We start from the raw sequence: 22023 nt of genomic DNA, 5'->3' as shown, positions 1-22023 counted from the left end.
AATAGACGAGTTATTAACAACTTAAGCAAAACAAGAACATCATAAAAAGATGGAGTTATCTACATATATTATTCATCACAGTCACACCATTGTTTCCACCATATTAAATCAATAACCTTATATATTTATGACAGACTAAAACTCACCAAAAAAACATATACTAAATTGATTTAAAACAATTTATATTCACCTAATTGATCCCCAAAGTTCTATTTTTTCAAGTATTAAATTCAATCGTTATATTACCAATATAAAATCCCAATAAGGCGCATGAATCAGTATAAAGCACCTACATTTTACATTTGTTCGATATTAATGTAGTATTAGTACTGTATTTTTTAACTCAAGGTGACTTTTTTGCTGTATTTTAAAGACAGACACTCTCATTATTCTACCTATTACATACCTATTTTAGCCTGTTATTTCAGCGCGACATAAAAACACTAAAAACTTATCTATTGCGTAAACAACGTCTATTCTAAATAATAAGGTTTTATATTTTCCGATGTATGAAAACCCATATCTTAAGTGCTGTTGTTTCGATTATTGAAATTAAAATAAGAGGATGGTTTCATGAGATTCAAGAAGAAAAAAGAAAAACCGTTAAATATTAGTGATATTACTATTATTGATGACGGTAAACTCAAAAAAGCAATTACCGCGGCTTCGCTGGGTAATGCGATGGAATGGTTTGATTTTGGGGTATACGGTTTCTTAGCCTATGTTCTAGGTCAGGTTTTCTTTCCGGACGCATCACCGAGCGTACAGATGATTGCCGCATTAGCCACTTTCTCCGTGCCTTTCTTAGTTAGGCCATTAGGTGGTGTCGTTTTTGGTATTTTAGGTGACAAATACGGCCGTCAAAAAGTCCTTTCGATGACAATTATCATCATGGCAGTCAGTACCTTCTGTATTGGTTTGATTCCATCATATGAAAGCATTGGTATCTGGGCACCCATTCTGTTATTAATTGCTAAGTTAGCTCAAGGTTTCTCGGTAGGTGGTGAATATTCTGGCGCAGCCATCTTTGTTGCCGAATATTCACCAGACCGCAAACGTGGCTTTATGGGAAGCTGGTTAGACTTTGGCTCTATCGCCGGTTTCGTTTTAGGTGCGGGTGTCGTAGTACTCATTTCCAGTATCGTTGGGGAAGCTAACTTCCATGATTGGGGCTGGAGAATTCCGTTCTTCTTAGCGTTACCGTTAGGGATCATTGGGTTATATCTACGTCATTCACTGGAAGAAACTCCTGCGTTCCAACAACATGTTGAATCGTTAGAAAAACAAGATAAAGCCAATATTCAAAACCCACCAAAAATCTCAGTACGTGAAGTCGCAACTAAGTATTGGAAAAGCTTGATGATTTGTGTTGGCTTAGTTATCGCAACTAACGTCACTTACTATATGTTGTTGACCTACATGCCAAGTTATTTGTCACACAATCTGAATTACTCTACTGACCATGGCGTGCTAATTATTATTGCAATTATGATTGGTATGTTATTTGTTCAACCGATTATCGGTTTAACCAGTGATAAAATTGGTCGCCGCCCATTTGTTATTACCGGTAGTGTCGGTCTGATTTTATTGGCATACCCTGCATTTATGTTAATCAACAGTGGTTCTGTTGGCTTAATTTTCCTAGGTTTATTAATTTTAGCGGTGCTGTTGAACTGTTTTACAGGGGTTATGGCTTCCATTTTACCCGCGATTTTCCCGACACATATTCGTTACAGTGCGTTAGCTATTGCCTTTAACATTTCAGTATTAATTGCCGGTGCGACACCGACTGTTGCGGCATGGTTGGTCGAATCAACCACTAACTTATATATGCCTGCATATTACTTAATCGTGATTGCTTTAATCGGCTTATATACGGGTATCAGGATGCCAGAAACGGCGAATAAGCCATTGCGTGGAGCAACACCTGCGGCATCAGATAAAGCTGAGGCAAAAGAAATTCTTAGCGAGTACTTTGACAATATTGAGCAGAAAGTTGAAGATATTGACCAACAAATTGCTGAGCTTGAGAAAAAACGCCAATCCTTAATCAATCAGCACCCTAAATTAGATTAAACATGAAAGAGCCGGTAAAACGGCTCTTAAGGTTGTTGACAAAGCGGGATAAAAGCGTGGTTTTTCCCACTTTGTGTTATCAGCCGAAAATCAATAAATTGATTTTCCTAGTTTATTTTCAAAACCTATTCGACTTGCCGCCAAACATAATATGTTTGTCAGCAGTCTGAAGAGCCGGTAAAACGGCTCTTTGTTTTAATTTCAACAAAAACTTCAACCAAGGAGGGAGGCGATGGCAGCCAAACAAGTTTGTCATCTTATCTGGTTTCGTAATGATCTACGGGTCACTGATAACAAAGCACTTTCCTCCGCCTGCGCAGACCCAAATGCAAAGGTAATCGCCCTTTTTACGGCAACCCCTAAGCAGTGGCAACAACATGATATGGCTGAACGGCAAATTTCATTCATTCACCAGAATCTTGTTGAACTGCAGAATTCACTCGCAGAGCTTGGTATTCCACTGGTTTGCCAAACCGTTAACCATTTCACCGATGCGGCACAATGGGTACTTGATTACGCAAAGGCGCAACAGGCTGATGCCTTATTTTTTAATCGGCAATATGAATGGAACGAAAAACAACGGGACGAATGGTTAATCAACCAGCCACATGGGTTACATATTCATGCTTTCGATGACTATTTATTACTGCCCCCCGGCTCCGTAACTACCCAAAAAGGTGAGATGTATCAAGTCTATACCCCTTTTCGCCGTGCCTTCCTCACCCAACTTACCGTGACAGATTGCCGTTCACTGCGAGCCCCTGAAAAACGAGCGGCCGCTATCAACATCGATAAGGCTTTGCCATTATTTCCGCACCAGCCAATTGAAGACTCCCAGCAATTTCCTGCCAGTGAAAAATCTGCTTTGCAGCGACTAAGGCAGTTTTGTTCCCAGAAAGTCTTCGATTATCAAAACGATAGAGATATTCCTTCTATTGATGGTACCAGCCAATTATCACCTTACCTCGCGGTGGGGGTGCTGTCCCCTCGCCAATGCTTCAATCGATTACAAGCAGAAAATCCCCAAGTGTTGGATTACCCAGATAGCGGGGCGTTCACTTGGTTAAATGAGTTAGTCTGGCGTGAATTTTATTCACATCTTTTAGTCGCGTTTCCACGTCTATGCCACCACCAACCATTTATTGAATGGACGCAACACATTCATTGGAATGATTCTTCAACGGATTTTGCAGCGTGGAAAACGGGGCAAACGGGTTACCCTATTGTTGATGCAGCTATGCGCCAACTGAATGCAACGGGTTGGATGCATAACCGCCTACGAATGATTGTGGCTAACTTTTTAGTCAAAGACTTACTGATTGATTGGCGCAAAGGTGAAAAATACTTTATGAGCCAACTACTTGATGGCAGTCTAGCCGCAAATAACGGCGGTTGGCAGTGGTCAGCCTCTACTGGCGTTGATGCCTCCCCTTGGTTTCGTATCTTTAACCCAACCACTCAAGGGAAAAAGTTTGATGCGCAAGGGGCTTTTATTCGCCATTGGTTGCCCGAATTGCAGCAAGTCCCCGACAAATATATTCATACACCTCATGAATGGGCTGTGATCAGCAACACTGCGCTTAATTACCCAGAGCCGATTGTTGACCATAAACAAGCTCGGTTAGCGACTTTGGCTGCGTTTGAGGCAGGTAAACGTAATAGTTTGAAGCAATAAATCGTTTAAAATACGATAAATAGCAAAGTTATTATTTGCTTTAAGAACTACTATAACGCTTCAATCATAAGGAGCAGATATGAGCGTTATTTTACAAGTTGATTTTCCGTATCAGGGGCCATGGGGTGATGAAATGGCATCCGCAATGAATGATTTGGCGGAATCAATTAACCAAGAGCCGGGCTTTATTTGGAAGATTTGGACTGAAAACCAACAAACACAAATGGCAGGTGGTGTGTATTTGTTTGCTTCAGAAGCTGATGCACAAGCTTACCTCACCAAACACAGCGCACGATTAAAATCCTTTGGTGTTCCTGATGTTCGCGGTGAAATTTTTGCGGTAAATAACGCGCTTAGCCAATTAAACCAAGCGCAGTTTTTAGCGCAATAATTTTTAGCGCAATAAATAGCTATTGGCACTGAAATTCAAACAACATCACATCTGAGGTAAATGAGCCATCTGCTTGTACTGCAAAGTGGCTTTTTACCTCATCACTTAATGTTCCTTGGTAGTGGCGGATAGCCTCAACGAGTGCCTTTGGTGTACGCATCCGTTCGACCCAACTGGTAAATTCCAGCGCTAAACGGAAACTTTGTACTCGTTGAACAAATAGCCCTGCATTATTAAACATACCAGACCATTCTCCAGCGGAATAATCACGAATGTGTGAAGTATCCCGAAGCACTTCGACAGTTTGTAAGTAAATATCCAATAATGGATGCCCCGGTGATACCACATCAATAAAGATGCCTTTTCCACCTGGTTTGAGCACTCGACGCACCTCACGTAGCGCTTGTTCCACATCATGCCAATGGTGTGCTGAATAACGGCTAATCACTCGGTCAAAACCATTGCCATCAAACGGTAGAGACTCCGCAGTCCCTTTGCAGGTAGTGATATTGTTTAATTCACGTTCTTGTGCATTTTTAGCCACAACATTGAGCATTGAGTCCGATAAATCATAAGCCGTCACTGACTTTACCAGCGGCGCTGCATGGAAGCTGGCATGCCCTGCTCCACAGCCAAGGTCAAGCACGTCCTCACCCTGACAGCCTTGTAGCAATTGTTGCAAAACAAGTAAGTCCTCACCTTGTGCATGAACTTGGCTGGTTAAATACGAGTTTGCTTGCTGGTCAAATTGTTGATAAACCGCTTGGTGGTGCGTTTTCATCTTTGTTTCCCTACATTCAGTTGCTAGTAACTCATCACAACAGAAAATGATTGAAAATGCACCTATTAGCTCAATAATTAATTCATATCGTATAATGACTAATGAAAATCACCTACACGACGCTCCACCAGCGTTAAAATACTGTACAACGCCACAACGGTATCATCCTGATTAAACACTTGCACATCCCATTCAACAACACCATTGGGTTTATCTTCAGCAAGTTTTTGCGTTTTTTTGATCTTTTTCTTGCACGTTAGGCGAACTTGTATGGTATCTCCGATTTTCACCGGTTCAATAAAACGCAAACTTTCCATGCCATAATTGGCGATTACGGGCCCAACACCTGCATCAACAAATAACCCTGCGGCTGCTGAAACGACAAAATAGCCGTGCGCAATTCGTTCACCAAATAACGACTGTGCTGCGCCAATTTTATCGACGTGAACATAAAAATTATCACCGCTGAGACAAGCAAAATTAGCAATATCGGCCTCTGTAACGGTACGCCTTGCAGTCAGTAATGTGTCGCCAATCGCTAAGTCTTCAAAATGCTTACGGAATGGATGAACCACATCAGCGATAGTGTCTGCCCCGCGAATCCATTGCTTGGTAATGGCTGTTAGCATCGAAGGGCTACCTTGGATGGCAGTACGCTGCATATAGTGTTTGACAGCTCTCAACCCACCGAGCTCCTCACCACCACCTGCACGACCTGGGCCGCCGTGTACCAGTAACGGAAGCGGTGAACCGTGGCCTGTGGACTCCGCGGCGGATGCTTCGTTTAAAATTAGCATCCGCCCATGTGCCCGCGCACTCGCACGAATGACCGTTTGCGCGACTTGTGCATCAGCAGTGACTAACGTCCCCGCAAGACTACCTCCACCTAAAATCGCCAACTGCACCGCCTGTTCGATATTGTCATAGCTCATTAATGTGGCGACAGGGCCAAAAGCTTCAATTTCATGTACCGCAGTCGAATTAAACGGCTCTGCACAATATAACAACGTTGGTGGATAGAAAGCCCCGTACTGGCTATCTGCTCCAATAACATCCAGCTTTTCGAATTGCCCACCACATAGGACATCACAGCCATGATCACGTAAATAATTCACCTTCTCTTGTACGTCTTGGCGCTGTTCTAAGTTAATCAATGCGCCCATTCTAACCCCTTCCACCGCAGGATCGCCCACTGTTGTGGCAGATAAACGTTTCAATAACGCCTGCTTCACATTTTCGAGCTGGTTTTTCGGCACAATAATGCGACGAATCGCGGTACACTTCTGTCCCGCTTTCGCTGTCATTTCACGAACGACTTCTTTAATAAATAAAGCAAATTCAGGCTGTTCTGGCTGGACGTCATCACCTAAAATTGCACAATTCAGTGAATCCGCTTCCATTGTAAAAGGCACTGATTTGGCAATGATACGTGGATGCGATTTTAGTTTTTGCCCTGTACTAGCCGACCCTGTAAAAGTCACCACATCTTCAAAATCAAGGTGTTCAAACATATCGCCAACACCACCGCAAACCAGTTGAATTGCGCCATCAGGTACCAAGCCGCTATCAACCATTAACTTCACCATCGCCTGTGTTAACTGTGCTGAGGCGGTTGCTGGTTTGATAATAGCAGGCATGCCAGCAAGCCATGTTGGAGCCAGTTTTTCTAACATACCCCAGCACGGGAAGTTAAATGCATTAATGTGCAGGGCAACGCCACGGCGAGATGTTAAAATATGATGGCCAATAAATTGCCCTTGTTTTGATAACGGGATCATTTCATCTTCAGGCCAAATCGTGTCATCTGGTAGCTCACGGTTAGCGAGCCCCGAATAAGAAAACAATGTGGCAATTCCCCCTTCAATATCCACCCAGCTATCCGCTTTGGTTGCGCCAGTTTGTGCCGAAATCGCATATAACTGCGCTTTATGTTCCAGTAGGTATTTTGCTAGGGCCTTAAGCATTTGCCCGCGTTGCTGGAATGTCATCGCTGACAATATTTCGCCCCCCACTTGGCGACCATATTGCAAACTTTCAGCTAACGGCAACCCTTCAGTCGTCACCGTATATAAGGTTTCATTCGTTAGCGCATGGTGAATTTTTCGCCCTTCGCCCTCACCTTGTACCCATTTTCCCATAATGTAACTTGTTAAATGCTGCATATTCCTCTCCAGAAATAAAAAACATCAATTCAAATCAGATGACAAATATGTATCATAAAAATAATCATAGAAGCTAATTTAAATTTAACAAATTAAGAACAATTTTATATAAAATGCCTATTTCCATTAAAACCACACAAAAAGCAATAAATTTAACTAATTGTTTTTTCTTTAATTTTACTTATTAATTGTGAAGTACATCGCAAAACAAGGTTAATGAATATTGATCTTTATGTTAACAATTCCTAGCATTGATGTTAAATAAACATGATTCACTATTTTAATAAAAAATAACATTAACGAATCACTTAATGGAAAAATCAATGAGCGAGCATAATCAGGCTAACTTCGAAGCCAAAATCGAAGCAGATATTTCCATCGAGCCCAAGGACTGGATGCCCGATGCGTATCGGCAAAATCTTATCCGCCAAATTGGTCAGCATGCCCATTCAGAAGTCGTCGGCATGCTACCAGAAGCGAATTGGCTGACTCGAGCCCCAACACTCCGCCGTAAAGCGATTTTACTGGCCAAAATTCAAGATGAAGCAGGTCATGGTTTATACCTGTATAGCGCTGCCGAAACTCTCGGTTGCTCTCGTCAAGATATCTACCAAAAGTTACTTGATGAAAAAATGAAATATTCCTCCATTTTTAACTACCCGACATTAAGTTGGGCAGACATAGGAGTGATTGGATGGCTTGTCGATGGTGCGGCAATTGTGAACCAAGTTGCATTGTGCCGTGCCTCTTATGGCCCTTATGCACGAGCAATGGTGAAAATCTGTAAAGAAGAAAGTTTTCACCAACGCCAAGGTTATGAAGCTGTTATGGCACTTGCAGAAGGCACCGATGAGCAAAAAGCGATGCTGCAAGATGCGATAAACCGCTTTTGGTGGCCCGTTCTCACGATGTTCGGCCCCAACGATTCGGACTCCCCGCACAGCGCTCAAAGCATGGCTTGGAAAATCAAACGCTTCAGTAATGATGAGCTACGGCAAAAGTTTGTTGATAACACCGTTCCGCAAGTGGAAGCGTTAGGTATGACGATCCCTGACCCTGATCTGGTTTGGGATGAAGAACTTGGTCATTACCGCTTTGGTGAAATCGACTGGGAAGAGTTTTATCAAGTTATTAAAGGCAATGGCATTTGTAATCACGAGCGCCTTAGCGCTAAGCGCAAAGGGTGGGAAGACGGCGCATGGGTACGTGAAGGTGCAATGGCACATAGCCGCAAACAAAAATCCGTTAAAACGGCGGCTTAATCACTGACCATTTTACAAAAAGGAAAATACCATGAGCAATCAAGATTGGCCTTTATATGAAGTTTTTGTCCGTAGTAAGCAAGGGCTTGCGCATCGTCATGTCGGCAGTTTACATGCGGCTGATGACCAAATGGCACTGGAGAATGCCCGCGATGCATATACAAGGCGTAGCGAAGGCTGCTCAATTTGGGTGGTGAAGGCCGCACATTTAATTGCCTCACAGCCCGAAGATAAAAGCACCTTCTTCGACCCTGCGGATACCAAAGTCTATCGTCACCCAACCTTCTATACCATCCCTGATGGTATCAAAAACATGTAAGGAGCTTGCCATGAACCAACAAGAACAGCTCCACCATTACACATTACGACTTGGCGATACCCCCTTAATTTTAGCGCAGCGCCTGTGCGAATGGTGCGGCCATGCTCCTGAGCTCGAAATTGACCTTGCGTTATCCAATATCGGCTTAGATTTGCTAGGGCAAGCGCGTAACTTTTTGAACTATGCCGCGCAATTAAAAGGAACTGAGTGCGATGAAGACACCCTTGCTTTTTTGCGCGATGAACGAGAATTCAGCAATTTATTACTGGTTGAGCAACCCAACAATGGCTTTGATGACACTTTAGTGCGCCAATTTTTTATGGATGCTTATCATGTTCCATTATATGAAGCACTAATTCATAGCCGTGATGAACAACTGTCTGCCATTGCTGAGAAATCCCTCAAAGAAGCCGTTTATCACTTGCGTTTTAGCCGTGGTTGGATGATCCGTTTAGGGGATGGCAGTGAAGAAAGTCATCAACGAATCCAACGTTCAGTCAATGAGTTATGGCGTTTTACTGGCGAACTTTTCCATGCTGATAACGTTGAAGTCGCACTTAGCGAATTAGGCATCGCTGTTGACCCACGTTCTTTACAAGCCGCATGGTTAAACACCATTAACGAAACATTCACTGAAGCGACCCTCACTGTGCCGGAGAAAAAAGCGTATCGCTTAGGCGGCAAGCAAGGCAGCCATACTGAACATTTGGGCTTGTTATTAACACAATTGCAGTTTGTGCAACGCGCTTACCCGAACTGCCAGTGGTGATGCTATGGAACAGAGACTGCAACATTGCGAACTTCAATCGCCCCAGGTTCACCAGATCTGGCAACAGCTCCACCAAATACCCGATCCTGAACTACCCGCACTCTCTATTACTGATCTTGGCATGATCCGCAATGTGCTACCTGCGGCTCAGGGTTGGAAAGTTATTTTTACACCTACCTATTCAGGTTGCCCAGCAACTGAATTTTTACTCAATGAAATTAAAACTGTTCTAGGTAATGCGGGTTTTTCAAATATCGATATCGAAATTCTGTTAACCCCTGCGTGGACAACAGATTGGATGAACCAAGATGCAAAAAGACGCTTGCGTGAATTCGGTATCGCACCACCACAAGGTACGTCCTGCGAGCACCCAGAACACAAAGGTGCGGTTCGTTGCCCACGTTGTGACAGCGAGCAGACCGAAAAAATTAGTGAATTTGGTTCCACTGCATGCAAGGCATTGTATCGATGCACTGAATGCTTAGAACCGTTTGATTACTTTAAATGTATTTAGGGGCACCTATATGACTGTATTTCATCGTTTAAGTATTGCTGCCATTGAGCGTGACACCCCTGATGCTGTCGCCATTACTTTTAACGTACCCGATGCATTACGAGAGCAATATCATTACCGCCCGGGGCAACACCTCACATTAAAAGCCTCTATTAATGGTGAAAACCTACGTCGCTGTTATTCCATTTGCAGCTCACCGGATGAAAACACGCTAAAAATTGGGGTGAAAGCCATTTACGAGGGGCGTTTCTCTAATTTCGTTAACCAAGAGCTACAAGTTGGCGATAGCCTTGATGTGATGGTTCCGCAAGGGCAATTTGGCTATCAGCCAGAAGCAGATAACCACGCACACTACCTTGCCGTCGCTGCTGGCTCTGGGATCACACCATTGCTCTCCATTATTAAAGCCACATTACAAACTGAACCCAAAAGCAGTTTTGTGTTGATTTATGGTAATCGAAATAGCCGCTCAGTGATGTTTAAAGAAAGCATCGCAGACCTAAAAAACCGTTTTGCAACACGTTTCCAAGTTCTCTACCTATTCAGCCAAGAACAGCAAGATAGCGAACTACTCAGCGGCAGGATTAGCCAACAACAGCTCAGCGCCTTAAATAACACCTTATTAAATTTTAAACAATTTAACCGAGCGTTTATTTGTGGGCCCGACAGCATGATGGATGAGGTGCATGACACTTTAGTCGGCTATGGCATGCCAAAGGAATATGTTCACACCGAGCGTTTCAATACTTCAGGCGCTAAATTCAAACCCGCAACAGCTATAACTAGCGAAACACGTCAAGTCAGTATTCAACTTGATGGCAGAACGATGGATATCGCCATGGATAGCCAAGACGACAGTATTTTGGATGCCGCACTGCGCCAAGGTGCGGATTTGCCCTACGCCTGTAAAGGGGGCGTTTGCGCAACCTGCAAATGTAAATTGCGCTCTGGTGAAGTGGAAATGGGGGTCAATTACAGCCTCGAACCCGACCAAATCGCTGCGGGGTACATTCTTAGCTGCCAAGCGTGGCCAAAAGGCGATGGTGTTGTTTTAGACTTTGACGTGTAGGAGCTGTAATGGAAAACCACTGGATTTTGTCACAACAACATAACCGCGTTTTGACACTCACGTTAAACCGACCTGAAGTGCGTAATGCTCTGAACACCGCCTGCTTAGAGTTGCTCGTTCAGCACCTCGAACAAGCACAAATAAATGATGAGGTCGGTGCGATCGTAATCACCGGAAATCCACGTTTTTTCGCAGCCGGTGCCGACCTTAAAGAACTACAGCAACAAACCGTTGCGAATGCGATCACCGATAAACGCCCACAAGTTTGGCGCAGGTTATCCATGATATCAAAACCTATTATTACTGCTGCAAATGGTTATGCACTAGGGGCAGGTTTTGAATTATTACTCGCCAGCGACATCATCATTGCCGGTGAGTCCGCTCGCTTCGGCTTACCCGAAATTACTCTGGGTTTAATGCCAGGCGCGGGAGGAACGCAGCGTTTAATCCGCGCGGTGGGCAAATCCCTCGCCATGCAAATGGTACTAACGGGTGAACCAATCAATGCAAAACACGCGTTGCAAGCAGGGTTAATCAGTGAGATTTGTGTGGATGAATTGGTGGTAGAACGCGCCCAAAAACTGGCAGAGCGCATCGCGATGCATGCGCCTTTAGCGGTACAAGCCGCGAAAGCATCACTGGTGCATTCTCAAGAAAACCACCTTACTGAGGGGTTACAGCTTGAGCGCCAATATTTTGTGACTTTAGCGGGTACCAACGATCGACGTGAAGGGATCGAGGCATTCTTCGAAAAACGAAAACCTCAGTTTACAGGACAATAATCATGACCAATGAAGCAATGATCCTCACTACTTTAGAAAATGGGGTTCTCACCGTCACTCTCAACCGCCCCGATAGGCTGAATAGTTTTAACGATGAAATGCATCGTCAGCTCAGTGAAGTAATCAAAATAGCAGAACGCGATGAAACCGTACGCTGTTTAGTGATCACTGGCGCAGGCCGTGGATTTTGTGCCGGACAAGATCTGAATGATCGCAATGTGAGCGTGGGTAGTGAAGTTCCTGATCTCGGTTTCTCTGTTGAAACTTATTATAACCCCTTGATCCGTCGCCTAACCGCATTACCAAAACCAATTATTTGCGCGGTCAATGGTGTTGCAGCGGGTGCAGGAGCCGCCATTGCACTCGCTGGTGATATTGTCATTGCCGCAAAAAGTGCCAGTTTTATTCAATCTTTTTGCCGCCTTGGCTTGGTTCCTGACTCAGGGGGGAGTTGGTTTTTACCTCAATTAGTCGGCCATGCACGGGCAATGGGGATGGCATTATTAGGCGATAAAATAAGTGCGGAGCAAGCATTACAGTGGGGAATGATTTGGCAAGTCACTGAAAATGAAAAACTCATTAATACCACTCAACAGCTTGCGCAACACCTTGCGACCCAACCCACTTATGGCTTAGGGCTTATCAAAAAAGCCATTTATGCCGCGGCAACTAACACTCTTGATGAGCAACTCAACCTTGAGCGCGACTTACAGCGCCTTGGCGGGAGAAGTGAAGATTATCGTGAAGGAGTTAGTGCTTTTTTAAATAAACGTGAACCCCAGTTTAAAGGAAGATAATCATGACCTTACCTTTGAATTTAGCCATCAATACCGTCGCCGTTATTGGCGCAGGCACTATGGGTATTGGTATTGCGCAAGTTGCCGCGAGCGCGGGTTTACGTGTCTTGTTGTTTGATGTTAACCAAGAGGTTTTACGTCACTCCCTTACCGAAATGACTCAACGGCTCAATAAGCGCGTGGAGCAAGGAAAAGCCCAAGCTGTAGCAACAAAAGAACTGCTTAACTGCATTAGCGTTGCGCAAAGTTTACCTGAGCTCTCAGAAGCACAATTGGTAATAGAAGCTGTTGCTGAAAAACTTGAGGTAAAGCAAACCATTTTCAGTGAACTTGAAGGCATTTGTAACGAAAAAACCATTTTTGCTAGTAATACTTCATCGTTATCAATTACCGCAATCGGTAGACAATTAACTCATCCAGAACGTCTTGCAGGATTACACTTTTTTAATCCCGCTCCCGTGATGAAATTGGTTGAAGTGATCCGCGGGCTAGAAACATCAGATACGGTGATAAAACAGCTAAAAGAATTGACGCTATCATTTGGAAAAGTGCCAGTGATTTGCCGTTCCACCCCTGGTTTTATTGTCAACCGTGTGGCTCGGCCTTTCTACGCAGAAACAATGCGTGCCCTTGAAGAACAAATTGCGTCCCCTGCCACATTAGACAGCGCCATACGTGACGCCGGTGGTTTCGCTATGGGGCCATTACAACTAACAGATTTAATTGGTCATGATGTGAACTATGCGGTGACTGAATCGGTATTTCAGGCCTTTGGGTATGACCCACGCTTTCAAACCTCATTAATGCAATTGGAATTAGTCCAAGCGGGTCATTTAGGCCGTAAATCGAAGCAAGGATTTTATCATTATGATGATAATAAACCCCAGCCTTTACCTTTAGTCGCAGAAAAAATTCACCTTGACCGGCCTCTAAACATAAAAGCTCATGGCGATTGGCAGATATTTCCTGAGTTTGCGCAGCTTTTAACTGAAAATGGGATCTCTCTCGAAGGATTAACACAACATTCCGAACAATTCCCAACACTTATTGTTAATGACGTTATTATTATGTTAACGAATGGTGAATTGGCGTCATCACATGCGCAAATACAAAAACAAGCGGTCGTACATTTTGATTTGTCAGCAAATTACCTTACAGCAAAAGCCATCACGATAAGCTGTGCAGCACAAAATAATACGCAGCAAAACCAACAAGCAATCGCATTTTTTCAATCATTAGGCAAACACGTGATTGTATTACCAGACTACCCTGCGCTGTTAACCATGAGAACGGTCGCGATGTTGTGCAATGAGGCATTAGATATCGTCAATAAGAGAATAGCAACTGCGTTAGATACCGATAATGCCATGTGTTTTGGTGTGAATTACCCCAAAGGCCCACTCGCTTGGGGGATGCAACTTGGCTGGCAACGCGTGCTGTCCGTACTTGAAAATTTAGCAGAGTTTTATGGCGACAGCCGTTATCGGCCAAACCCACTTTTAAGGCAATTAGCAGCCGGTTATCAATCTTTATCTTTCAAGGAGCAACCATGATTTCACTGCCAAACGATACACTGGCCCAGCAATCAGCTCACATTATGTACCGTGATGATGCATGTGCAAAAGCTATGGGTATGTCCATTGAAAAAGTCGAAGAAGGCTTTGCGCAATTGAAGATGCCTATCACAGCACAAATGCTTAACGGCCATAAAACCTGCCACGGCGGGCAATTATTTAGCCTTGCCGACACTGCATTTGCCTACGCCTGTAATAGCCAAGGGCATGCCGCTGTTGCCTCAATGTGTTCCATTGATTTTATTCGTCCCGGTTTTGAAGGTGACTTACTGACTGCCACTGCCACGATGAAACACCAAGGCAAACGTAACGGCTTATATGAAGTCGAGATAACTAACCAAGATGGCAAAACACTCGCTCTATTTCACGGTCGCTCTCATCGGTTAGGCCATCGTTTAACAGGAGAACAATCATGATAGATGCGTTTATTTGTGATGGTGTCCGCACCCCAATTGGCCGCTACGGTGGCGCTTTATCACCATTACGTCCTGATGACCTTGCCACAGTGCCATTAAAAGCCTTAATGGAAAGGCACCCGCAACTCGATTGGTCATTAACTGACGACATCATTTTAGGTTGCGCAAACCAAGCAGGAGAAGACAACCGTAATGTAGCTCGCATGGCAGGACTGTTATCCGGGCTCCCTGTTTCAGTTTCTGGTACCACCATTAACCGCCTATGTGGTTCTGGGCTAGATGCCATTGCATTAGCGGCAAGAAGTATCAAATCTGGTGAGTCCGGGCTCATGATTGCCGGAGGCGTCGAGTCCATGAGCCGAGCGCCGTTTGTCATGGGCAAACAAGAATCTGCATTCTCACGCCAAGCGCAAGTATTTGATACCACTATTGGCTGGCGCTTTATCAACCCGCTAATGGAACAACAGTTTTCCACAGATTCGATGCCAGAAACTGCGGAAAATGTGGCTGAAACCTACCAAATTAGCCGTGAAGACCAAGATGCTTTTGCATTACGCAGTCAACAGCGTACTGAAACTGCAAAAGTTAACGGTATTTTTGCGCAAGAAATCATCCCTGTCACGGTTAAACAACGTCAAAATGAATACGTCGTCAGTGAAGATGAGCATCCAAGAGCAGAAACGACATTTGAACAATTACAAAAACTAAAAACCCCGTTTCGCGATAACGGGACTGTAACGGCAGGTAATGCTTCTGGTGTTAATGATGGAGCTGCCGCACTGATTATCGCATCCGGCACTATTGCCAAGCAGCAAGGGCTAACACCACGGGCTCGTATCATCGCTACAGCCACTTGCGGCGTTGAGCCAAGATTGATGGGGATCGGTCCACTTCCTGCCTCGCAAAAAGTATTAAAAATGGCAGGGCTCACCATCGAACAAATGGATGTTATTGAACTAAACGAAGCCTTTGCCGCTCAAGCACTCGCCGTTTTAAGGGGGCTTGGTTTACCTGATGATGCCTCACACGTTAACCCTAACGGGGGAGCCATTTCGTTAGGCCATCCACTTGGAATGAGTGGAGCAAGGCTTGTTATTGCCGCTATCAATGAGCTGCACCGCAAGCAGGGGCGTTATGCATTATGCACCATGTGTATCGGTGTTGGCCAAGGGATAGCAATGATTATTGAACGAGTCTGAACAACGTCTTAATACAAATAAAAGCAGCCTGAAAACCCGACACCTGCTCAGGCAAATACCAGAAACGTCATTTATTCACGTGAACTGGTGACCATAATAATTATGAGGACAGGCAATTATGAGCAATATACAAGATAGCATCGACCCAATTGAATTTGCATCGCGGGATGAGATCGAGTCTTTACAGTACTCTAGAATGAAGTGGACACTCACTCACGCCTATGAAAACGTCCCCATGTATCGTAAAAAATTCGATGATGCGGGTGTACACCCTGACGATTTCAAACAACTGAGTGATATCGAAAAATTCCCTTACACGACCAAACAGGATTTACGTGAAAACTACCCATTTAGCACCTTTGCCGTGCCAATGGACCAAATCATCCGCATTCACGCCTCTTCGGGAACGACTGGGCGCCCAACAGTGGTGGGTTACACCCAACGGGATATCGATAACTGGGCTGACCTGATCGCACGTAGTTTACGTTCTGCGGGCACTGTCCGAGGCGATAAAGTCCATGTTGCTTACGGCTATGGTTTATTCACCGGAGGCCTAGGTGCCCACTATGGTGCGGAGCGCCTAGGAGCCGCAGTTATTCCTATGTCTGGTGGGCAAACTGAAAAACAAGCGCAACTAATCGCGGATTTCAAACCCGATGTGATCATGGTAACTCCATCTTACTGCCTGAGTATTATTGATGAGCTTGAAAAAATCATGGGTGGAGACGCTAGTAAGTGCTCACTTAGATTGGGTGTCTTTGGCGCTGAACCTTGGACAGAATCCCTCAGAACAGAAATTGAAACCCGCCTTGGTATTAAGGCATTGGACATTTACGGTTTATCTGAAGTCATGGGGCCTGGTGTCGCTATGGAGTGTGCAGACTCAGGAGAGAGTGGCCCAACGATTTGGGAAGACCATTTTTATCCCGAAATTATTTCCCCCAATACCTTAAAAACCTTGGGGGCGGGTGAACATGGTGAGTTAGTGTTTACTACCCTGACAAAGGAAGCTATGCCTGTGATTCGTTACCGAACTCGCGACCTCACCCACCTTATGCAGGGGGTAAATCGTAATATGCGTCGAATTGGTAAAATCACCGGTCGTTCAGATGACATGATGATTATTCGCGGCGTGAATGTGTTCCCTTCTCAGATTGAAGAACAAATTATGCAGTTTAAGGAGCTTTCTCCCCACTATCAGTTAGAGATTGGTCGCCAAGGCAATATGGACAACTTATCTGTCCGTGTTGAGCTCAAACACCCTGAACAACTCACTTATGATGAACGCTGTAATATCTGCCACCATTTAAAGCACCGAATCAAATCCATGGTTGGCATTAGCACCCGTATTAGTATTGTCAATTGCGGCGATATCCCTCGTTCTCAAGGCAAAGCCGAACGAGTAATTGATACTAGAATTGCGATTTAATTCAAATTATTAAGGCATATTGAGATGAACTACTCTGATATGCCTTAATCTCTGAGAAAGTGTTCAAAACAGGTAATGGAAGACAACCTTTAAATTTATGTCTACTATTCAGTAAGCCTTCTGATACATAAATTTTATAGATGAAATATAAATGGAAAATAAACTTAGCCAATTCATACAACATGCAATAGCAAGCCAGCCCATTAGTGGTACGTCTCTAATTAGCTCACTCTATGGTGATGCTTTGCACCATCGTGGTGGTGAAGTGTGGCTAGGAAGCTTAACTAAGCTGTTAGAACCGATGGGCTTTACTGACCGCTTTGTTCGAACCTCCGTTTTCCGTTTACAAAAAGAAGGTTGGCTCGATGTAGAAAAAATCGGCCGTCGCAGCTATTACCGCATTTCTGAGCGTGGGCAAAGTCGGTTTCGCCGAGCAGAAAATAAAATTTACCTCGCAGGGCACCCTGATTGGAATGGAAAGTGGGATTTACTACTCCTCGAAGCGGCTGATAAAGACGAAAAAATTAGGCTAAAAAAGGAACTGAGTTGGCTCGGTTTCGGGCAATTTAACACGTCACTCATGGCGGCACCAAGCTGTGCACAAAGTGATGTACCGACACTACTTAATGAACTCAATGCTACGGAAAATGCCATTTATTTTCATGCCGATTACCCCTATAGCCGCTCAGAAAAAAACCTCAAAGAACTGGTTTCACACGCTTGGTCTTTGCAAGAAATTTCAGAGCATTACCATCAGTTTATTTCCTTATTTAGGCCACTTGCACTACTCCTTAAAGAAAATACTGACGCACAGATTTCCCCTGAACACTGCTTTCAGCTACGTTTGTTACTGATCCACTTCTACCGACGTGTCACGCTTAAAGACCCGTTATTACCTGATGAACTCCTTCCTACACAATGGGAAGGCCATATTGCTCGCCATCTTTGCACCAATATTTATCAACGCATTGATCAAGCGGCAACCCAATATGTTTCTGAACAGTGCGAAACGACGGTTGGCGAACTACCTCAGCCATCCAGCGCTTATTATCGCCGCTTTGGTGGAGTACTCAGAGATATAGCCGCCTAAATACACATTACAGGAGCCTGTATGCCTTTTTATCAAATAGATGGTATTACGCCCGTCGTAAGCCCTGAAAGTTTTGTGCACCCTACTGCTGTGGTGATTGGTGATGTTATTATTGGCAAAAATGTCTATATTGGCCCAAACGCCAGCTTACGTGGGGACTTTGGTCGCTTGGTCATTAAAAATGGTGCCAATGTGCAAGATAATTGTGTCATGCACGGTTTCCCGCAATATGAAACGATAGTCGAGGAAAATGGGCACATTGGTCATGGGGCAATTTTGCATGGCTGCCATATCAAACGTAATGCGCTAGTCGGGATGAATAGTGTAATTATGGATGGAGCCGTAATTGGCGAAAATTCCATAGTGGGCGCATGCGCCTTCGTCAAAGCTGAAGCTATCTTTCCAGAAAATAGTTTAATTGTCGGTACTCCAGCCAAAGTCTTGCGCGCTTTATCAGACAAAGAAATTGCCTGGAAAACCAGCGGAACTAAAGATTATCAAAACTTAGTCACACGCTGCTTAAACACCTTTAAAGAAGTCGAGCCTCTCCAAGAAACCGAAACGAACCGACCCACTCTAAGTTTCGAGAATGTTATCCCTAAATCCCAGTTATAAGCTAGATGGGGCTAAAATACGTAGCCCCATCCATTAATTATTTCGCATTACTGCCAAATGGTGGCTTAGCAAACCAAACGGTAATAATCAGCGCAATAAATACCCAACCGCATAACCAGAAAATCTCATTTGCAGCAATAATTAACCCTTGGCTAGTAATTTGCTGGGCAATAAAACCGGAAGTCTGTTCGGTACTCAACCCATGAGCGGCCATTTCTTTATACATCCCTAAAGATTCAGGATTGTAATCGGTAATAAATTCCGTTAATTGGCTATGATGCACGGCTTCTCTATCACTCCACAGCGTTGTGGTAATGGAAGTCCCTATTGAACCCGCTAAGGTACGGAAGAAGTTAGCTAAACTCGACGCGGAAGCGAGTTTTTCCGGCGGTAAACCTGAAAGTGTCAATGTAGTCAGTGGCATAAAGAAACAAGCCACAGCCATCCCTTGTACCAATTGCGGCCAAACCACAGCAGAAAAGCCCATACTCGGTTCAAAAGTATATGCACGCCAGAAGAAGCAAATTGCATAGAATACAAAGCTAAAGGTCACTATCCAGCGAATATCGAGAAAATCGGATAATTTTGCCACTGGAGCCGAGAACAACACAGGCAATAAGCCAATGGGTGCCAATGCGAGCCCTGCCCATGTTGCCGTATAGCCATAAACTTCCTGTAAAAGTTGCGGCAACAAGACAATAGCACCGAAATAGGCCATATATGCCAAGCTGACAGAAATCGTTCCGATGGTAAAATTGCGCGATTTAAATAACGATAATTCGACAATTGGGTTTTTATCTGTGAGTTCCCAAATAACGAGAAATACCAACGCAATCGCTGAAACAACGGCTAAGATAACAATTTCATTAGACGCCAACCATCCCAGTTCCTTACCTTTGTCGAGCAGAACTTGTAAGCAACCAACTCCCACAGAAAGTAGTGCCAAACCAATCACATTGAATGGCACTTTCACAACCGTCGACTCCATCCCTTTTAGGATAATTGAGCCGACAATAATGACGAAAATGCCTAAAGGCACATTCATAAAGAATATCCAGCCCCAATGGAAGTTATCACTAATATAACCACCAAAAATAGGACCGAATACTGGGGCTAAAATAATCGTCATCGACCAAAATGCTAACGCCATATTTTGCATTTTTGGCGGATAGCAACGCATGATAAGGCTTTGTGAAAGCGGGATCACTGGCCCGGCGACGGCCCCTTGCAATACGCGGTATAAAATCAGCATACCAAGGCTATCGGAAAACCCACAAAGTAATGAAAATAATGTGAAAAGTGCCGTTGCCCATAAGAAAACACGGATTTCACCAAAACGCTTCGCTAAGTAACCAGAAATGGCAATTGAAATCGCATTCGATACGCCAAAAGAGGTAATCACCCATGTCCCTTGAGACATAGAAACCCCAAGGTCACCGGCAATAGTCGGGATAGCCACGTTAGCAATCGTGGAATCAAGCACCTGCATGAAGGTCGCAAGGGACAACGCAATGGTTGCCCATACCAGTTTTGCACCCTTAAGTGGTTGAATATCTGCCACAACGGCTCCTTTCAAGCTAGTCTGCGTTATCGCTAATAATGGTGTCGATGATGTGGTCGACATCACTTAAGTTTAAGACCAACACATCACTTTCAAATGCTGGTGCTGTACGCTGGACTTCCGCTAAAACAGGGCCATTCTGGTCTTTAATATCTATGGTGACATTCATGGATAACCCAATGCGTAATGGGTGCTTCGCCACCTGCTCAGGGTCTAATTCAACACGTACAGGCAAGCGCTGTACGACTTTAATCCAGTTCCCTGTCGCGTTTTGGGCGGGTAATAATGAGAAAGCACTGCCGGTTCCCATATCAAGCCCGACAACGGTACCGTTATAAACGATATCATCTCCGTAAAAATCACTGTTAATCGTCACGGGTTGCCCAATACGGACTTTTTCCAGTTGGGTTTCTTTGAAGTTTGCATCTACCCAAACAGGCTGGACAGGCACAATGGCCATTAAAGAGCTTTGTGGGCTGACTTGAGAACCGACTTGAACATTCCGCCGTGAAACATACCCCGTCATCGGGCTTTTAATTTCAGTACGTTGTAAGTTTATCCACGCACTGCGTACGCTATCAGCCGCTTGCTGAATTGCTGGTTGTTTTTTGAGCTCTGTATTACGCAACAATGCACGATTGGCATTGTATTGTTGAATAGAAATATCCAGAGCTGCCTGAGCAAGTTGTACCGCTTCTTGGGAGTGCTGTAGGTCTTCCTTCGAAATGGTACCGCTGCGGCCTAAAGCCACACGACGTTGATAATCTTTTTGAGCTTGCGCAAGTGTCACCCGGTTTTTTTGAATTTGCGCTTGATATTCATCACCATTGATATAGAGCTCTTTGGTTTTGCGCACGGTTGTTGCTAAATCATGTTTGGCTTGTTCGAATGCTAAGCGGGCGTTAGTTTTATCTAATACAACGAGTACATCACCCGCCTTTACCAAGTCGGTGTTTTCAAAGTTAACTTGAGTAACATTACCCGTTGTTTGCGCAACTATCGGGATTTGCAAGCCAGATACATAGGCATCATCGGTATATTCTTGAAAGCGTAAAACTAAAAACCAATAAGCACCGTAGGCTACAAATAATAGAATGATAATTATTGTGGCTATCACCATCCATATTGTTCTGCGTTTTTCATTCGTCGTTTTTTGATTATGTGTTTCTGAATGGGTATCTTGACTCATAATAACTCTCAAGTTCTGAAATCAATATTAATTCTTCCTATATATTTACGAACTATATGTAATAAAGCAATAGCTAATAATTTACAATCAAATTAATCCCAACAAAAAACCATTAATTCATTGATATAAAACAACTAATTAAAAGCAAATCAAATCAAGCATTAAATTGATGTTTATTATCAATTTAATCAAAATCATTCTTAATTAGATTGAAAGTGAAAATTAAAAATATATTAAATAATATTTACTCGTAATAAAAATCAATCATTCAATTATCGACATTCTTTTTTAGATGTGAAGCCCCTATTTATTAGGCTATATTTATGATTTCTTAACTTGGAGTTTTCATTTTT

Annotated in this window: 20 protein-coding genes; 16 read left to right on the top strand and 4 right to left on the bottom strand. The window is 43.9% G+C overall.

Annotation, left to right across the window (positions count from 1 at the left end; genetic code table 11):
- Positions 1-573: 573 nt before the first annotated feature.
- From proP to FVA72_RS01115, 3 genes are all read left to right on the top strand, one after another.
- Positions 574-2076, top strand: coding sequence for a glycine betaine/L-proline transporter ProP (gene proP / locus FVA72_RS01125; RefSeq protein ID WP_110592693.1), 1503 nt, complete (start codon positions 574-576; stop codon positions 2074-2076).
- Between the two features lie 232 nt (positions 2077-2308).
- Positions 2309-3751, top strand: a complete 1443-nt coding sequence (phrB, locus tag FVA72_RS01120; protein WP_110592694.1) for a deoxyribodipyrimidine photo-lyase — start codon at positions 2309-2311, stop codon at positions 3749-3751.
- Between the two features lie 79 nt (positions 3752-3830).
- Complete coding sequence (locus tag FVA72_RS01115) at positions 3831-4142, top strand: monooxygenase (RefSeq protein WP_094960835.1); 312 nt, start codon at positions 3831-3833, stop codon at positions 4140-4142.
- 19 nt (positions 4143-4161) lie between these two features.
- Here FVA72_RS01115 and FVA72_RS01110 read toward each other — a convergent pair whose 3' ends face one another.
- Positions 4162-4971, bottom strand: a complete 810-nt coding sequence (locus tag FVA72_RS01110; protein WP_226616998.1) for a class I SAM-dependent methyltransferase — start codon at positions 4969-4971, stop codon at positions 4162-4164.
- A gap of 50 nt (positions 4972-5021) precedes the next feature.
- Positions 5022-7085 carry a phenylacetic acid degradation bifunctional protein PaaZ gene (gene paaZ / locus FVA72_RS01105; protein ID WP_036958608.1) on the bottom strand — a complete coding sequence of 688 codons (2064 nt, stop codon included), beginning with the start codon at positions 7083-7085 and terminating at the stop codon, positions 5022-5024.
- Between the two features lie 323 nt (positions 7086-7408).
- Here paaZ and paaA point away from each other — a divergent pair, with 323 nt between their 5' ends.
- From paaA to paaY, 13 genes are all read left to right on the top strand, one after another.
- Positions 7409-8347 (top strand): 1,2-phenylacetyl-CoA epoxidase subunit PaaA, encoded by a 939-nt coding sequence (gene paaA, locus FVA72_RS01100; protein ID WP_036958609.1) that lies wholly within the window; start codon positions 7409-7411, stop codon positions 8345-8347.
- 31 nt (positions 8348-8378) lie between these two features.
- Positions 8379-8666, top strand: a complete 288-nt coding sequence (gene paaB / locus FVA72_RS01095) for a 1,2-phenylacetyl-CoA epoxidase subunit PaaB (RefSeq protein ID WP_004262911.1) — start codon at positions 8379-8381, stop codon at positions 8664-8666.
- A gap of 10 nt (positions 8667-8676) precedes the next feature.
- Positions 8677-9435 (top strand): 1,2-phenylacetyl-CoA epoxidase subunit PaaC, encoded by a 759-nt coding sequence (gene paaC / locus FVA72_RS01090; RefSeq protein ID WP_110592695.1) that lies wholly within the window; start codon positions 8677-8679, stop codon positions 9433-9435.
- A 4-nt stretch (positions 9436-9439) separates the two neighbouring features.
- Complete coding sequence (paaD, locus tag FVA72_RS01085) at positions 9440-9949, top strand: 1,2-phenylacetyl-CoA epoxidase subunit PaaD (protein WP_094960839.1); 510 nt, start codon at positions 9440-9442, stop codon at positions 9947-9949.
- Between the two features lie 10 nt (positions 9950-9959).
- Complete coding sequence (paaE, locus tag FVA72_RS01080) at positions 9960-11018, top strand: 1,2-phenylacetyl-CoA epoxidase subunit PaaE (protein WP_110592696.1); 1059 nt, start codon at positions 9960-9962, stop codon at positions 11016-11018.
- 8 nt (positions 11019-11026) lie between these two features.
- Positions 11027-11800, top strand: a complete 774-nt coding sequence (gene paaF / locus FVA72_RS01075; protein ID WP_110592697.1) for a 2,3-dehydroadipyl-CoA hydratase PaaF — start codon at positions 11027-11029, stop codon at positions 11798-11800.
- Positions 11801-11802: 2 nt separating this feature from the next.
- Positions 11803-12597 carry a 2-(1,2-epoxy-1,2-dihydrophenyl)acetyl-CoA isomerase PaaG gene (paaG, locus tag FVA72_RS01070; protein WP_110592698.1) on the top strand — a complete coding sequence of 265 codons (795 nt, stop codon included), beginning with the start codon at positions 11803-11805 and terminating at the stop codon, positions 12595-12597.
- A 2-nt stretch (positions 12598-12599) separates the two neighbouring features.
- Entirely contained in the window at positions 12600-14150 is a 1551-nt protein-coding gene (locus FVA72_RS01065; RefSeq protein WP_110592699.1) for a 3-hydroxyacyl-CoA dehydrogenase, read from the top strand.
- Positions 14147-14587, top strand: coding sequence for a hydroxyphenylacetyl-CoA thioesterase PaaI (paaI, locus tag FVA72_RS01060; protein ID WP_004262926.1), 441 nt, complete (start codon positions 14147-14149; stop codon positions 14585-14587). Before FVA72_RS01065 ends, paaI begins: the two co-directional genes overlap by 4 nt.
- Positions 14584-15786, top strand: a complete 1203-nt coding sequence (pcaF, locus tag FVA72_RS01055; protein ID WP_004262928.1) for a 3-oxoadipyl-CoA thiolase — start codon at positions 14584-14586, stop codon at positions 15784-15786. The genes paaI and pcaF overlap by 4 nt, the downstream gene beginning before the upstream one ends.
- 118 nt (positions 15787-15904) lie before the next feature.
- Entirely contained in the window at positions 15905-17215 is a 1311-nt protein-coding gene (gene paaK / locus FVA72_RS01050; RefSeq protein WP_094960845.1) for a phenylacetate--CoA ligase PaaK, read from the top strand.
- Between the two features lie 151 nt (positions 17216-17366).
- Positions 17367-18305: a phenylacetic acid degradation operon negative regulatory protein PaaX gene (gene paaX / locus FVA72_RS01045; RefSeq protein ID WP_110592700.1), complete on the top strand. Its 939-nt coding sequence runs from the start codon at positions 17367-17369 to the stop codon at positions 18303-18305.
- Between the two features lie 21 nt (positions 18306-18326).
- A complete protein-coding gene (gene paaY / locus FVA72_RS01040; protein WP_110592701.1) occupies positions 18327-18920 on the top strand; it encodes a phenylacetic acid degradation protein PaaY in 594 nt (197 codons plus the stop codon).
- 37 nt (positions 18921-18957) lie between these two features.
- On the opposite strand, the gene FVA72_RS01035 is transcribed toward paaY, so the two are convergent.
- The gene (locus FVA72_RS01035) at positions 18958-20481 is read right to left on the bottom strand and encodes a DHA2 family efflux MFS transporter permease subunit (RefSeq protein ID WP_110592702.1); all 1524 of its coding nucleotides are present in this window, start codon (positions 20479-20481) and stop codon (positions 18958-18960) included.
- Positions 20482-20497: 16 nt separating this feature from the next.
- A complete protein-coding gene (gene emrA / locus FVA72_RS01030; protein ID WP_004262941.1) occupies positions 20498-21670 on the bottom strand; it encodes a multidrug efflux MFS transporter periplasmic adaptor subunit EmrA in 1173 nt (390 codons plus the stop codon).
- Between the last annotated feature and the right edge of the window lie 353 nt (positions 21671-22023).

This window comes from Providencia sp. PROV061 (assembly GCF_011045655.1).
Lineage (GTDB): Bacteria > Pseudomonadota > Gammaproteobacteria > Enterobacterales > Enterobacteriaceae > Providencia > Providencia hangzhouensis.
The sequence above is the reverse complement of the archived record's forward strand: the minus strand, read 5'-3'. Positions and strand labels throughout refer to the sequence as shown.

Excerpts from the sequence above, each read along its gene's own strand:
- paaY (WP_110592701.1), top strand. The coding sequence starts at position 18,327 with ATGCCTTTTTATCAAATAGATGGTATTACGCCCGTCGTAAGCCCTGAA.
- paaD (WP_094960839.1), top strand. The coding sequence starts at position 9,440 with ATGGAACAGAGACTGCAACATTGCGAACTTCAATCGCCCCAGGTTCAC.
- pcaF (WP_004262928.1), top strand. The coding sequence starts at position 14,584 with ATGATAGATGCGTTTATTTGTGATGGTGTCCGCACCCCAATTGGCCGC.
- FVA72_RS01065 (WP_110592699.1), top strand. The coding sequence starts at position 12,600 with ATGACCTTACCTTTGAATTTAGCCATCAATACCGTCGCCGTTATTGGC.
- emrA (WP_004262941.1), bottom strand. The coding sequence starts at position 21,670 with ATGAGTCAAGATACCCATTCAGAAACACATAATCAAAAAACGACGAAT.
- proP (WP_110592693.1), top strand. The coding sequence starts at position 574 with ATGAGATTCAAGAAGAAAAAAGAAAAACCGTTAAATATTAGTGATATT.
- paaB (WP_004262911.1), top strand. The coding sequence starts at position 8,379 with ATGAGCAATCAAGATTGGCCTTTATATGAAGTTTTTGTCCGTAGTAAG.
- paaF (WP_110592697.1), top strand. The coding sequence starts at position 11,027 with ATGGAAAACCACTGGATTTTGTCACAACAACATAACCGCGTTTTGACA.
- paaX (WP_110592700.1), top strand. The coding sequence starts at position 17,367 with ATGGAAAATAAACTTAGCCAATTCATACAACATGCAATAGCAAGCCAG.
- paaC (WP_110592695.1), top strand. The coding sequence starts at position 8,677 with ATGAACCAACAAGAACAGCTCCACCATTACACATTACGACTTGGCGAT.
- paaZ (WP_036958608.1), bottom strand. The coding sequence starts at position 7,085 with ATGCAGCATTTAACAAGTTACATTATGGGAAAATGGGTACAAGGTGAG.
- paaI (WP_004262926.1), top strand. The coding sequence starts at position 14,147 with ATGATTTCACTGCCAAACGATACACTGGCCCAGCAATCAGCTCACATT.
- FVA72_RS01115 (WP_094960835.1), top strand. The coding sequence starts at position 3,831 with ATGAGCGTTATTTTACAAGTTGATTTTCCGTATCAGGGGCCATGGGGT.
- paaE (WP_110592696.1), top strand. The coding sequence starts at position 9,960 with ATGACTGTATTTCATCGTTTAAGTATTGCTGCCATTGAGCGTGACACC.
- paaA (WP_036958609.1), top strand. The coding sequence starts at position 7,409 with ATGAGCGAGCATAATCAGGCTAACTTCGAAGCCAAAATCGAAGCAGAT.
- paaK (WP_094960845.1), top strand. The coding sequence starts at position 15,905 with ATGAGCAATATACAAGATAGCATCGACCCAATTGAATTTGCATCGCGG.
- phrB (WP_110592694.1), top strand. The coding sequence starts at position 2,309 with ATGGCAGCCAAACAAGTTTGTCATCTTATCTGGTTTCGTAATGATCTA.
- paaG (WP_110592698.1), top strand. The coding sequence starts at position 11,803 with ATGACCAATGAAGCAATGATCCTCACTACTTTAGAAAATGGGGTTCTC.